Origin of the sequence: Chroococcidiopsis cubana SAG 39.79 (assembly GCF_003991895.1) — a bacterium.
In the GTDB taxonomy this organism is placed as follows: Bacteria; Cyanobacteriota; Cyanobacteriia; order Cyanobacteriales; family Chroococcidiopsidaceae; genus Chroococcidiopsis; species Chroococcidiopsis thermalis.
In genome coordinates this window covers 1-13,944 of the sequence record NZ_RSCK01000002.1, presented here as the reverse complement: position 1 = coordinate 13,944, position 13,944 = coordinate 1, and the positions used below count along the sequence as shown (strand labels likewise).

Annotated in this window: 13 protein-coding genes; 5 read left to right on the top strand and 8 right to left on the bottom strand. The window is 43.6% G+C overall.

The genetic code is table 11. From position 1 onward, the window contains the following. The first annotated feature begins 228 nt into the window (after nt 1-228). Entirely contained in the window at nt 229-2,037 is a 1,809-nt protein-coding gene (locus DSM107010_RS39290; protein ID WP_199755350.1) for a hypothetical protein, read from the top strand. Between the two features lie 44 nt (nt 2,038-2,081). Here the strand turns inward: DSM107010_RS39290 and DSM107010_RS01425 are convergent, their stop codons facing one another. Beyond that, nucleotides 2,082-2,558, bottom strand: coding sequence for a hypothetical protein (locus DSM107010_RS01425; RefSeq protein WP_015157031.1), 477 nt, complete (start codon nt 2,556-2,558; stop codon nt 2,082-2,084). 650 nt (nt 2,559-3,208) lie between these two features. Here DSM107010_RS01425 and DSM107010_RS01420 point away from each other — a divergent pair. Beyond that, nucleotides 3,209-4,528 (top strand): OmpP1/FadL family transporter, encoded by a 1,320-nt coding sequence (locus tag DSM107010_RS01420; protein ID WP_106168011.1) that lies wholly within the window; start codon nt 3,209-3,211, stop codon nt 4,526-4,528. Nucleotides 4,529-4,645: 117 nt separating this feature from the next. Here the strand turns inward: DSM107010_RS01420 and DSM107010_RS01415 are convergent, their stop codons facing one another. The 5 genes from DSM107010_RS01415 to DSM107010_RS01395 all read right to left on the bottom strand — a co-directional run bounded on the left by DSM107010_RS01415 (nt 4,646) and on the right by DSM107010_RS01395 (nt 6,988). Further along, nucleotides 4,646-4,882 (bottom strand): hypothetical protein, encoded by a 237-nt coding sequence (locus DSM107010_RS01415; RefSeq protein WP_106168012.1) that lies wholly within the window; start codon nt 4,880-4,882, stop codon nt 4,646-4,648. A 128-nt stretch (nt 4,883-5,010) separates the two neighbouring features. Further along, complete coding sequence (locus DSM107010_RS01410) at nt 5,011-5,247, bottom strand: hypothetical protein (RefSeq protein WP_106168019.1); 237 nt, start codon at nt 5,245-5,247, stop codon at nt 5,011-5,013. Nucleotides 5,248-5,289: 42 nt separating this feature from the next. Then, nucleotides 5,290-5,793: a hypothetical protein gene (locus DSM107010_RS01405; protein WP_106168013.1), complete on the bottom strand. Its 504-nt coding sequence runs from the start codon at nt 5,791-5,793 to the stop codon at nt 5,290-5,292. Between the two features lie 27 nt (nt 5,794-5,820). Continuing rightward, on the bottom strand, nt 5,821-6,438 hold the full coding sequence (locus DSM107010_RS01400) for a hypothetical protein (RefSeq protein WP_015157026.1): 618 nt from the start codon (nt 6,436-6,438) through the stop codon (nt 5,821-5,823). A 334-nt stretch (nt 6,439-6,772) separates the two neighbouring features. After that, entirely contained in the window at nt 6,773-6,988 is a 216-nt protein-coding gene (locus DSM107010_RS01395; RefSeq protein ID WP_127022170.1) for a hypothetical protein, read from the bottom strand. A gap of 384 nt (nt 6,989-7,372) precedes the next feature. Here DSM107010_RS01395 and DSM107010_RS01390 point away from each other — a divergent pair, with 384 nt between their 5' ends. Next, complete coding sequence (locus DSM107010_RS01390) at nt 7,373-7,585, top strand: hypothetical protein (protein ID WP_106168015.1); 213 nt, start codon at nt 7,373-7,375, stop codon at nt 7,583-7,585. A gap of 2 nt (nt 7,586-7,587) precedes the next feature. Here DSM107010_RS01390 and DSM107010_RS01385 read toward each other — a convergent pair whose 3' ends face one another. After that, nucleotides 7,588-9,009: a serine/threonine protein kinase gene (locus tag DSM107010_RS01385; protein ID WP_015157023.1), complete on the bottom strand. Its 1,422-nt coding sequence runs from the start codon at nt 9,007-9,009 to the stop codon at nt 7,588-7,590. Nucleotides 9,010-9,179: 170 nt separating this feature from the next. Between DSM107010_RS01385 and crtD the strand changes: the two genes are divergently transcribed. Continuing rightward, nucleotides 9,180-10,694 (top strand): C-3',4' desaturase CrtD, encoded by a 1,515-nt coding sequence (gene crtD, locus DSM107010_RS01380; protein WP_106168016.1) that lies wholly within the window; start codon nt 9,180-9,182, stop codon nt 10,692-10,694. Between the two features lie 129 nt (nt 10,695-10,823). Further along, entirely contained in the window at nt 10,824-12,176 is a 1,353-nt protein-coding gene (locus DSM107010_RS01375) for a pentapeptide repeat-containing protein (RefSeq protein WP_127022167.1), read from the top strand. Between the two features lie 105 nt (nt 12,177-12,281). Here DSM107010_RS01375 and DSM107010_RS01370 read toward each other — a convergent pair whose 3' ends face one another. Further along, entirely contained in the window at nt 12,282-13,706 is a 1,425-nt protein-coding gene (locus tag DSM107010_RS01370; protein WP_106168018.1) for an NADP-dependent isocitrate dehydrogenase, read from the bottom strand. Between the last annotated feature and the right edge of the window lie 238 nt (nt 13,707-13,944).

Below are 13,944 nucleotides of genomic sequence, written 5' to 3'. Positions count from 1 at the left end.
AAAATATCAAAACACTAAATTATAAAGATAAAAGCACGGTTGAGAAGTGATAAGAATCGATCTATTTTAAGATTTCAGTTAGCAACAAACGTTATAAAAGGATCTGTTTCTCGATAAGATCGGTGCATATCTGCCGACATGAATGTTAGCCGCCTCAAGGATAAAATACTCATTCATTTTTTAGATCGTTCGTTTCATAATTTATAATTCCTCGTCCGCACTTAGTCTATGACTCCTGCTTCCTCCGCTCGCTATCAAAGCAGACTGTTTCGATTCGTTCACAAGCAATCGCGCCGCTTTAACCAGCAGTGCGATCGCGCTTGGCGCAATCTCCAATCTACTGCCAGTTGGGTTGCAGCTGTGGGAATGTATCCCATATTTCTACTGTTACAGTCCAGGCGATCGACGGCAAATCAAGTACATCAAGCAGTTGAAGCCACCCTGCGTCAGTTACCATCTGATGACGCAGTGATTCAAGAGGAATCGCCAACGGTTGATACTCCGATTCGGCAAGTTTTGCTGTATGTGACGGGAGCAGGGAGAAAAGAGCTGGGGGAGCTGAGGGAACTGAGGGAGCTGAGGGAGAAAAAACAACACTCACCTGTTTTCACGCAGTGTAGCGCCAGCGTCTACTGTCAACTGTCAACCAACAACTACCAATTACCAATTACCAATTACCAATTACCAATTACCAATTACCCCATCCAAGGAATTGCTTCACAGCTAGATAGCCGAAATTTGGTATTAGTGACAGCACAAAATCAAACTCTGGATGTTATCGATCCTCAACAGCAAGTAGCGTTACAAGACCAAATAATGACTGCCATAGCTCAGTACTGGCAATACCGTCAAAAAATTGGGCATCAATCTCAACTCCCGAACGCCAGTTCGCACAACGGGGGGAACCCCCGCAAGCGACTGGCTCCTCCCGACTCCAGTACGGGCGCACAGCTGTGCGCCCCTACAACTCCCCCGTGGCTGACTTCTCTAGACCATACTGTGGCTGAGGTAGAATCTCATCATCTCGTCCGAGTTAAGTCAGCTGCGATCGCCTTCTATCAAGGTATTTTCTCTCAAAGTCACGATATTGCTGGTTCAGAACGCTCTACAGCCGCCGTGCGAACTGAGGCAAGCAGCAAAACTCACGCGACAGGAATTCTATCTCTGATTTGGGCGGCGATCGATTACTTTTTTGGGACGGACGATCGCGCTACTACACCTTCCATCACAACTAGTACGACTCCCAAGGGAGTTTCCCCGCTCACAGGTAGATCGATCCCCGTAAATCCTAAATTTCCCGCTCGTCGCCCAACTGCCAAACTTCCTGCTAGTGAAGGTTCAGCCGAGGAAGATCTAGAAGATCCCTGGCTGACGGCTAGCGATCTCTTCGGATCGATTACGCCAGAAACGACAGGCGATCGCACCATGCCTAATTTTGCTCTCCCCGCTAATCCTAGTATTGACTATACTTTCCCTCAAGAACGTGGAAGGTTGCGTCAATTTCTCTCCAAAATTAGAGCGCCTAAAGGTATAGCTAAACCACAAATTCGGGCAAGCGCTCCCCCCAACCCCCCTTATGAAGGGAGGCAGGCGAACGATCCCCCCAACCCCCCTTATAAAGGGGGGCAGCAGTCTACTCCTGAAATTTCAAGGCTGCAAAATCGTGCTAGCAAGAGAATCTCACCTCTCTTAAGAAGAGGAGTTGGGGAGAGCGGCTCTCGCGAGAAAATCTCGCCCCCCTTCTCAAGGGGGGTTGGGGGGATCGAAACCAGAGCAAAAAGTTCTGAAATTCGTAAAGCTAGCAAAGGCAAACAATCGCTGCATAAAGCTGAGCCGAGCAATATTTCTACATCAGAGACTCAAAATTCATCCGTGCAGTCAACACCAGACTGGATTGAAACCCCTGCAACCTTAATGGGTTATGTTAAACATCCACTAGAGCAAATCTTGGCATGGCTCGATCGCGCCATGTTGTGGTTTGAAGAAGTTTTTCTGAAATTTTGGCAGTGGATACACAAGCTGTGGCGTAAGTTCTAAAAACTCAGCTTGAAAAACTAGGAAATTCCGCGACGCGATCGCCCCTATTTTTCCGATTCATCTTTTTCAAAAAACGTCCGCAATCGCTCTCGCCAACTGCGATCTTGTGCCTTACGCGATCGCCCTTTGTATTCCCAATTTTCTATACCTGTAACATTTCTAGCATCTGAGGATTTACGCGAGAAGATCTCTAGCTGTACCAACCACCAATGATAAAACTGGGGATATTTGACGTTTTCGGTAGAGCAGTCTAGCAATTCCATTGCCCGTGCTTGAGGTGAGAAAGTCGTATTGCTACTGTCGTCTGTTTCTTCCAGTAGCAGCATTGCCCGCTCTCTAATTTTATGTTGAATGGTTTCGACCGATAGCCTCATGCACTCTGGGCAAATGTCACCTTGGATGAATCCTTCGTCATTGTGTAGGAGCGTGCGGACTCTACCTGATTCAAACATGCGATCGCAGACAGTACAACATAGGTGATGGGGGCATGAACTTAACTTTCGCTCCAGTCGAATCCTCATTGTAATTTTTTACTCCATCAGTGTAGTTGAGTCTGAGAGTGCAAAGACAACATTAACCGTTCGCTCCCCTGTAATTAGTCAAATTTTGAGTTAAATATTCTAAATTTCAACATTAGAAAAACTTTTATCTATAAAGGTCGTACTATTCTAAGTAGTTACACTCAGATAAGCCATATTGTTGCCAGATCGTTTGTTTTACCTTACACCTTCACCTGTAGAAAATCCAACTTAACTCTACTGTGAAAGTAAAAGCAGACGCTGACGGAATAGTAAGTTACAAAATATGATGTAGCTCTGCCAGACTAACTTACTTCATCATAGTTTTTAATGCGCCTTAAGGACGAATTCTTGCAGTACATCAAGAGGTAGCATTTGTTATCAGTACTGTAGGGGAAAGTCGTAGGAAAATACATCTCGCAACGTAAAGGCGATCGACTATTCAGCTATTTCTAGATCTTGTGTCTTTCCCTGCTCCCTTGCTACTTTTTGTTGTTGGCTGCCAGTTCTATTTTCTATATTGGCACTGAAACCCGACTGAAATGTAACGATCTAATAATTATTTGTTCATTTAGCTTCAAAACTATAAGCGTGACTGCTCGAAGGTATATATTTGCTTTTGCTTTATTCAAATATCAGAACGAGGAGTCAGAGTGAGGAGAACGTTGCAGTCAATTGCAGCGCTGTTGCCGCTGTTCTTGGCGTTAGAATTTTTTGGCACGACTAGTACTGCTGTAGCATCAGGTTTTGCAATTCTCGAACAAAGCGTGCGCGGTTTAGGCAGTGCTTTTTCTAATAGTGCAGCGGCGGATGATGCCAGTACGATCTTTTTCAACCCTGCTGGATTAACTCGTCTGTCAAATAATTCGGCGATCGCGGCAGGATACTATATATCTCCTACAGCTCTGTTTCAAGATCGAGGTTCGGTCGTTGTCACTGGCGCACCTTTAACAGGTGGAGATGGCGGAGACGGCGGCGTGGATATTTTTGTCCCTAACTTCTACGCTGTCTGGAATGCCAGCGATCGCGTCAAGCTAGGTTTAGGAGTAAATTCGCCTTTTGGTCTGAAGACGAGGTACGATCGCGACTGGGTTGGGCGCTACTACGCGATTAATTCAGAACTCGTCACAATTAATATTAATCCTACTGTTGCGGCAAAACTGACAGACAACCTTTCTTTAGGTGCTGGCATCAATTTACAATATGCTGAGGCAAAACTATCAAACGCGATCGATTTTGGTTTGATTGGTGCTACGAGATTGCGTACCGCGCCTCAAGCAACTGATGGTTCTGTTGAGTTAGAAGGCGATGATTGGAGTTGGGGTTATAACTTGGGGTTACTCTACGAACCCAATCGGAAAACGCGCCTCGGCTTGGCTTATCGTTCGGCAATTACCCACGATTTAGCAGGGGAGGCTGATTTTAACGTTCCTGCTGCGGTGTCAGCTTTAACCGCGACTGGACGATTTCAAGATGGTAGTATCGACGCTGAATTGAACCTACCCGATACTCTATCTCTCAATGCCTATCATCAAATTAGTTCTCGCCTTGCACTTACAGGTGACGTAACTTGGACGAATTGGAGTCGGTTTGAAGAGTTGCGCGTCACATTTGACAACCCAGCGGAACCGGATAACGTGCAGCCGGAAAATTGGCACGATACAGTGCGCTATTCTTTAGGAATTAACTATACATTAAGTCCAGTTTGGGAATTACGTGCTGGTGTTGCATACGATCCGAGTCCGGTAGATAGTACTTATAGATCGCCTAGAATTCCCGATAATAATCGTACTTGGTTAGCGATCGGTGCTAGTTTCAAAGCTTCTGATGCTATTAGTTTTGATGTCGGTTACGCTCACTTATTTGTTGATGATAGTCAGATCGATTTATCTAGCAGTACTAGCGGTAATTTGAGAGGAAGCATTGAAAGTGATGTTGATGTTGTCGGACTGCAACTAACTTGGAAATTTTGATCGAAATATACCACAGAAAATCCCCTCATCTCCTGAATTAGGGGAGCGAGGGGGGATAGAATCTAGTGTGGCGATCGCCAAAATTGTGACGAACTATTTGCTCAAGTATGAATCTATTCAGTCTGAGGGATTGTCTATGCCTATACTAAGACCACCCCCCAAGGAAATTGACACTCTACGACTATCTGGTAATTTTACAGCAAAGCTGAAAGCGCCTGTTCTAGAATAAGCAAAGTTCGTACCGTCCGCAAAGGCAGAAATGCTGATTCCTGTAGAAACCCCGCCACAAAGACTAGCTTCGCTATCTTCTGCAATGTCTGTCAATAATTCCGAATCAATTGCTAAATGAGTCATTGTTTACCTCTCAATTTTCGTGTCAACAACAGTACAGACTTTCACTAACGCGGAAAGATTTGCCGTATGCTCAAACAATTTAGCGCTAGCGGGATTGTCCCTAGACAAATTGGTACGAAGCAAAAAATTCATGATTTATCCTGCTGAGAACGAACGGTTGGTAGTTCTTGACTTTCAATTGTCCAAGAATTGAGATAAAAATTACTGTACCTTCCACTTTGGCTAACTCGCCAACCGGCAATCAGAAAGGTAGTTGTAAAAGCTAGCCAAATACCGACTAAGCCAAATACAGCTTTATGCATCTGTCTTACTTGTATTTGATGCAAGCGAGTTTGATTCGAGTAATTTTCTTGTTGAGTAATCATCAGCTTTGTCAAGATACTGCAAAAATTTGTCATGAACTAGAGCTATTTTGTTGGCATCAATGGCATGTAAGGGAATAATGGATGCCAATTCATCAAAGTTGCGGCTACCAAGAAAAAAGCCATCCAAAAAAACATGAATGAGAAATGAATGTTTTTGCGCTTCCACAAATTATGCAGGCAAAACCAACTGCATAGCCAACCAAACAACAATAATGTCTCTTTACCAGAATATGGACCAATTTCACCAAACAGCTTGTTAGCATTGTGGCTACCTGGTATCCAACTGCCAAGCATCCAAACAAACTCATCCCACGATTTAAAAAGTACAGTTAAATGTTGGTTGACCATCATATAGAAGCAACCAAAACTAGCACTAATTAAGGCAGCGGCTGCTGAAGCAGAACTATGAGGTGGATTTTTAGAACCAACAGCTAATCCTGATGGAAAATGCTTGAGCCACTGCCAAATTTGACTGTAAATTGGCAAATCAACCGTTTTATCCTCGTCAATCAAATTTTGAGTTTTTTGGGGCGAATTTTGCTTCATTTGTCAGTTTTTCCAGTTATTCAACGATCACAAGCTATGGATTTTGGCAATACCAATACCAGTGACTAAACCACCCAAAGCAAAAAACATAATTGCCATCAACGCAATTGAGGTAGCTGCCAGAACAGGAACATTTTTCTTATCAACTATAGAGTCTCCATAGCGCCAAAGAATCCACGCACAAGCTGTTCCTAGTGGGACTGTAAACAGTACGGTAAATTCGTGATATTCCATGAACACGTTATGAACTAATGGAGAGTTTGATTGCAACCAAGCACGCGCACCACCTATAGGCGCGCGGTATCTCATATAAGCCCAGTTACCTGAAACAATAGACAGTAAGGCTAGTACTGTTGTCCAAAATGTTAACGTTCGCAGTTGCGGTAAAATCTTGCTTGCACCTCGAAGCAATGGGAAAGCTAAATGTCCTGTATAAACAGCAACTACTGTTGCCAGTATGGCGGCTGAACCGTGTACTACACCCATCCAACGTTGCCAAGGACTAGGATGCAATAAATTAAACAGAGGCAAGAATAGGAATGTTGCTGCTGATAAGATGCTAAGACCATAAACACAAACCTTAGCAATTTCTGTCTGCTTGGGAAGATTTTGTGCTTCTGGGTAAATGTGAGATGGCAACGCCATAAATTTAGATGAACTCCCGATCGATCCTGTTAGCTATTACTACTGAAAGTATCGGTAATAGCTTTAATAGTTAAGAACGTTGATGTACATTTAGAAAGTTAGCTTGAATGACTGAGATAACCTTGTAGCGAATCACTATCTTAATCAACTCAATCTCACTTTTTGGATATACACGAACAAAAAACTTAGCTGCAAACTGAAATTCCATTTTGTTGCAACCAATTTGTTAGAAGACAATTGCAGAAAGCAAATCTTATCGCTGAAAGCAAATCTCTTAGATTGCAGGAAGCTTTCAGCGATATAGCGTCAATGCTAGAGCAATTTCACTAGCGCTCTACTGTAAGACTATAGAAGCAATCGAGGTAGAGCGAGCATAACGAAAAACTCCATCATCAATAGCTTCTACTATCACTGACGTTCTAGCGTCAGCATCTTTCGGATCTAAACCACGAGCATCAGCAAAACCATAAGCTCTGGCTGCACCGCCAGTCAAACAAATCTCATCTTCTTCTTGCAGAACTTTCAAACCTTTTATGGAATTTTCGATCATACCAATATCCTCCAAATATACAGAATATCGCAGTACTAATACAACTCCGTCTATCGATTTGTAGTTGTATTTAATAATACTGGACTGACTGCAATTGAGAATACCAGCCAATACAATTCAAAAAAGATAAGTTTACATATCTTGATTAACGATATTCTTTTGCAAACTAACATTGATATATTTTAAATTAACCGAGAACAAGCAAACGATCGAAGTAACAAAAAACTGCTCATAAAAATCACTTAAATGTTTTATAACTACACGGCTAAATTTAGCTCGATCTATGTGCATCTGAACTGCAAAATACTTGTTTTTGTTATGTAAAACATCCGAGATTATTCCTATACAGAAGAACCATTAAAAACACTAGTAAACTATATAGGTATGCTAGATTTGAATTGGCTGGATATTAAAATTACACTACGTAGCAATACACTCTATCTATTGAAGCGATCGCTTTCTTCTATCGCTCGACTCAGAAAAGTTGTTGTAGCATTAGTTTCGGTGAAAATCTCGAATAACATCTGCATCTATCCGAGCAATGTCTACTGTTTCAAAAAAAATGAGCGATCGCTCGCCGATCGCAAACTGTTGTAAAGTTAATCGCCTTTGGGAATATAAAAATTAGGTTCTCTAGAAATCTCTATCCCTAAACAACTACTAACTTCTTGCGCCAACCATTCCATTTCGGGTTCGGTTAGAATCGAATCACCCCACAACTCATACCTATTTTTACCAATCCAAATATGCATGTATCGGCGGTTACCGTGATATCCATAAATTAACTTTAATGCTGACACATCTTGTTTACTTGCATTGAAAATATGGCGATACTTCCAGCCGATTATTTCATGAGTAAGCTCGATTTCCTGAGAACTGATTTTGAGTCTAACTCGCTTTAATAAATACTTCAGAACTCCCGAGATTAAAATATAATTTCCATACCACAGACCTCCAACAATTAACCATATTAAAGGATGGCTAATTCTCCAGTATGGGGAAAAAGCTATACCTGTTGCAGGAACGAGTATGAGGTTATAAAAAGTAGTAAAAGCCGTAGTAAATCCTACGCCAAAATTCCAACCTTTAGCAGGAAGAAGAATTTCCAAGGTATCTGCTTTTCTAGTTAATTTGACTTTACTATCACTAGGTTGTTGGGTCGTTGAAAGAACTATATCTACAAGCTGAGGTTGAATTAATTCTTGTAGTGCATGTTCGGCAGAAGTAAAACGACGTTCTAAACTTGGCTCTATCATCCGCCGCAACCACTGGGTAAATTCAAGACTGAGATTTGTCAATAACTCAAATTGAATTCGTCCGTCTTTTTGCGGTAAATCTGCCGGATGCGTTCCCGTTACCAGATAAACTAAAGTTGTACCCAAACTGTAAAGATCGGAAGCAGGAACGGTGCGATCGCCAAATTGTTCTGGTGGCATATAGCCATAAGTTCCTACTACTGTCATCGTTCCGCCTTCTTTTGCCGCTAAAGTTTGCACGGAACCGAAATCAACTAAATAGACTTGTCCGATACTGTTACCAGAGCGATCGCCCAGTAAAATATTACTCGGTTTAATATCGCGGTGTATCACTGGCGGCTGTCTGCCATGCAAATAAATTAAAATTTCTAGTACTGCTTTCGCTAGCTGTTTAATTTCTACTTCATCAAAGCTACGTCCAGATTTAAGATACTCTTCTATAGATTTTCCAGAAATATAAGTTTGTACTAAAGCAAAACCCTTGTTACCGTTATTGAAATCGAGTTCGTAATAATCTAGATAACGGGGAATCGCAGGATGAGAGATTGCTTGTAATATTTTGGCTTCCCGTTCAAATAATTTCAGTGCATCCCACTCAAAATCACTGGTGAAGGACAGGAGTTTGACAACAACTAACTCCTCAGTTTTTCTGTCACGCGCCAATAACGTGCGTCTGCCTGCTTTTTTTGCTAATTGTTGTATAATCTCATATCGCTGTTCTAGAGTATTGCTAGTCAGCGGTGTCTCCCAATCGCGATCGGACATAAGCTTAAGTCAGAAGTCAGATGTGATGGTGGTTGGTAGTTGGTGGTTAGTGGTTGGTAGTTGGTAGTTGGTAGTTACTCCTCTGCTTCTTCTGCTTCCTGTGTCTTTTTTTCAGTGTTTAACATAACTTAATATAAAGATAGAGTAGGTTTGATTTTGGCTTTATATCCATGCTAAGTAGGTTAGCGAGCGATCGCAAATCGCGTGTTGTCGTCATTGGTGCTGGAATTGGTGGACTAACGGCGGCGGCGCTGCTTGCCCGTCGCGGCTACCAGGTTTTAGTCTTAGACCAGGCAATCGTCCCTGGAGGGTGTGCCTCGACTTTCCAACGTAAAGGATTTACCTTCGATGTCGGCGCGACTCAGGTAGCTGGTTTAGAACCAGGCGGAATTCATCACCGTATCTTTGCCGAATTAGAAATCGATCTACCAGAAGCAACGCCTTGCGATCCTGCTTGTGCGGTATATTTACCAGGAGAGAATCAACCGATTAATGTTTGGCGCGATCGCGCCAAATGGAAAGCCGAAAGAGAAAAACAATTTCCAGGTAGCGATCGCTTTTGGCAATTAATAGACAATCTATTTCAAGCGAGTTGGGCATTTCAAGCCCGCGATCCGGTTTTACCACCCCGCAACATCTGGGATTTGTGGCAACTGACGCAAGCCGTTCGTCCAGGGACTTTAACTACCTTACCCTATACCTTTTTGACCGTAGGCGATGCTTTACGGGGACACGGTTTGGAAGACGATTGGCGGCTACGGACGTTTTTAGATTTGCAATTAAAACTTTACTCCCAAGTCGATGCAGAGGAAACAGCTTTACTTTATGCGGCTACAGCATTAAGCGTTTCCCAATCACCGCAAGGATTGTCTCACCTTCACGGTAGTATGCAGGTGTTGAGCGATCGCTTGGTAGAAGCTTTAGAAAAATATGGTGGCAAGCTGCTGATGCGCCATAGTGTAGAGAAAATTTTAGTTGAAAACGGCAAAGTTAAAGGTGTTTTGGTGCGCAACCAAAAAACTAAAGAAGTCAGGACAGAAACCGCAGACGAGATCGTGGCTAACGTTACGGTACAAAACTTAGTTCAGTTGTTGGGTAGAAATGCCCCCCAAGGTTACAAGCAACGTGTCGATAAATTACCCGAAGCATCGGGGGCTTTTGTCGTGTATCTCGGCGTAGATGAAACTGCGATTCCGTCAGGATGTCCGCCGCACTTGCAATTCATGTACGATCGCAATGGAGCAATCGGGGAAAATAATTCTTTATTTGTCTCCGTCAGTCGCACAGCAGACGGACGCGCCCCAGAGGGAAAAGGTACGATTATTGCTTCATCTTTTGTCGATCCGAAACCTTGGTGGCGGAGTGAAGACTATGAGGCGATGAAGGAAAAATATACTCGGGAAGCGATCGCCCGTTTGGGACAATTCTTTCACCTCACGCCAGAAACAATATTACACCAGGAAGCAGCGACACCACGCACGTTTGCCCGTTATACAGCACGCGATCGCGGTATAGTAGGCGGGATCGGTCAGAGAGTCCCGACATTTGGACCCTTTGGTTTTGCCAACCGCACCCCTGTTAAAAATTTGTGGTTAGTCGGCGACTCTACGCATCCAGGAGAAGGAACGGCTGGCGTGAGTTATTCAGCCCTAACAGTGGTGCGGCAAATCGAGGCATTGCAATAGCGAGTATGGGGCGAATTACATTCGCCTAGATGTAAGAAAAATTTGATACCGAGGCGCGATCGTTCCGTTCTTGACAGCAGTTACCATATGAAAGCGAGAAGCCCTTCAGCCTGCTGCAAATAATTGAGCATGACTAGCCAAAACAACTCAGATAGTAACAATAAGGCATCATCTCCGAATCCAGAGATTGGGACTCAATCTCGATCGCCTTTGGATCTAGATGATTTCCAAGACAACGATACATCAAATGAGAACTTGGCAACTCAGCAAGCACTGGCAGCAATTGCCGCAATTAATGCCCAACAGCAATCGTCTTCTGCATCAAATCTCATCGTCAAACGCACGAGTTGGCGCACGGCACATCCCAGGGCTTCTTTACTTACCTTAGTCGCGATCGCGCTGATTTGCGTCGGACTGTACTTAAATAACTTTTTGTGGATTGGCTGGGTAGGGACGCTGCTAGCGTTGTTACTTTCGCTGGGGGTACTTTTACCTTGGACGATAAAAGCAATATCAGACATATTTTCCCCCCTAGAGCGATCGCTATTTGTGGCGGGGACAGGTTTAGCTATTGCCTTAATCGGCTTATTCCGATTTGGAAATATCGGTCGTGCCATTATCGATTGGGCAACAAAATTAAACTGGGATGCGATCGGTGCATTAGGTGAAGTTTTTGGCGCGTTAGGACAAATTTTAATTGCAATTATTGCCGTTTATGTAGCTTGGCGACAATATGTAATCTCCAAAGACTTGACAATTCAACAAAACTTGCTAACAGTACAGCAAAATTTAATTACCCAACAGCAAACCATCGATTCTTATTTTCAGGGAATTTCCGATCTGGTATTAGATGAAGAGGGAATGTTAGAAGATTGGCCCCAAGAACGAGCGATCGCTGAAGGACGTACGGCTGCAATTTTTAGTAGTGTCGATGCTAGCGGTAAAGCCAAAATCATTCGCTTTTTATCCCAGTCAAAGTTACTGACTCCCTTACAGCGAGATTTTCGCTTGGGTAGAGCCATTCTTAATGGTGAAGGCGGTTACTCCGAAGACCGTAACTACGGTATTCGCGTTATAGATTTAGGTGTAATGCTAGCTAGAGCAGATCTTTCTAAAACCGATTTGCGTTGGACAGATCTCTCAGAAGCTAATTTAATTGGGGCAGATCTTACCAATTGCGACTTAGTAAAAGCTAATTTTTCCCGTACCATTTTGTATGAAGCACAGCTAGTGAGTGCCGACCTCAAAAGTACTCGTTTATTTTACGGTGATGCCCAAACTGCTACACCCCGCAGTCGCAATATCGCTCCCAACTACAATACAGGAGAACAGACGGGGGCAGTCATTGAGAATGCTGATTTTACTGATGCCCAGCGCATGTCTGAATCCTTACGTTATTACTGCTGCGCTTGGGGAGGCGAAAAAACCAGAGCCACCATTCCTGGTGGCTGTGAAGGGATTCCAAATAAATTGGGACGATAAATTAAGTGGCTGATGACTAGCGGCTGGTGACTAGTGCCAGAAGGCACAAGGAAATAATACGTGTAACCTCAGACCTAATCTTTTCTAGCCACCAGCCACGAGCCACTAGTCACTAAAATGTTTAATAATCGCGTCGGCAAATTCAGAACATTTAAGCGGTTGAGCTGGGGGTTCCATCAATCGCGCTAAATCGTAAGTAACCTCACGATTGGCGATCGCATCTCCAATTCCTTTTTTGATTAATTCTGCTGCTTCTTGCCAACCCATATATTCCAACATCATTACGCCGGAAAGAATTACCGAACCAGGATTGATTCTGTCGAGTCCGGCGTGTTTTGGTGCAGTGCCGTGAGTCGCTTCAAAAATAGCGCACTCGTCGCCAATATTTGCCCCTGGACCCATCCCTAAGCCGCCGACAACCGCCGCTGCTGCATCGGATAAATAGTCTCCATTCAAATTCATCGTAGCCAGAATGGAGTATTCATCGGGTCGGGTTTGGATTTGTTGGAAAATACTATCGGCAATGCGATCGTTGACCATGATTTTATGTTTCCATTGACCGTTGCCGTGCGTCTCCCAAATTTGGCTCAACACCGCTTCGACTTCCTGGCAAATTTGGGCTTTTTTATCGGCAGTCAAAGCATTGTAGCCAGGTTCGAGCTGTCGGGCGTTGTCTTCTGTACTGAGGTCTGAGTTATGTTCTTTGTTGCTAAGAATCCAAGATTCGCGTTCGGTGATGCACTCGTTGCGAAACTCAGATGTTGCCAATTCGTAGCCCCAATCGCGAAAAGCGCCTTCGGTATATTTCATAATGTTGCCTTTATGCACCAAAGTCACCATTTGTTTATTGGGAGGCAACCGTAGAGCGTGTTTAATTGCGCGTCTGACTAAGCGTTGAGAACCAGTCTTGCTGATGGGCTTGATGCCGATCCCTGCATCAAGGGGAATTTGTTTTTTACCGTGTTCGGGGGTAGCAGGGATGAGATCTTCATTCAAGATTTTAATCAGGCGATCGCCAATTTCGCTACCCTGTCGCCACTCAATACCTAGATAAATATCTTCCGTGTTTTCGCGATAAATAATCACATCTAGTTTTTCTGGGTTTTTGTGCGGGGAAGGCGTTCCAGGGTAGTAACGACAAGGGCGAACGCAGGCATATAAATCGTTGATTTGGCGTAGCGCCACGTTGAGCGATCGAATACCACCACCAATCGGTGTCGTGAGCGGACCTTTAATTGCCACGCCAAATTCTTTAATCGCCTGAAGCGTATCTTCAGGCAAATATTGATACGTTCCGTACACTTCGCAGGCTTCATCTCCAGCGTAGACTTTAAACCAGTCAATCTGTCTTTTGCCCTGATAGGCAGTTTGTACAGCAGCATCCATCACCTTTTGGGCGGCGGGCCAAATATCTACCCCCGTACCATCTCCGCGAATGAAGGGGATAATTGGATTATCGGGAACGATTGGTTCGCCATTACTGAAGGTAATTCGAGAACCAGTAGTAGGAGGAGTAATCTTCTCGTACATGGATTGCTACACCAGGAGTCTAGAAACTTTTATTTTGCCATCTGACGATGCTGTTATGGAACGCTAGCAGATTTTAACGCGAGAAAATGTAATCAGTTATCAGTTGTCAGTTATCAATGAAGAGTGGTAGTTGGTAGTTGGTAGTTGGTAGTTAATTGGAAATTACTGGTCGCAACCTGGATTTAGTTGACGAGATTACTGTAGCAGATAACGAACTCGTCAAAGTCACCATTGACAC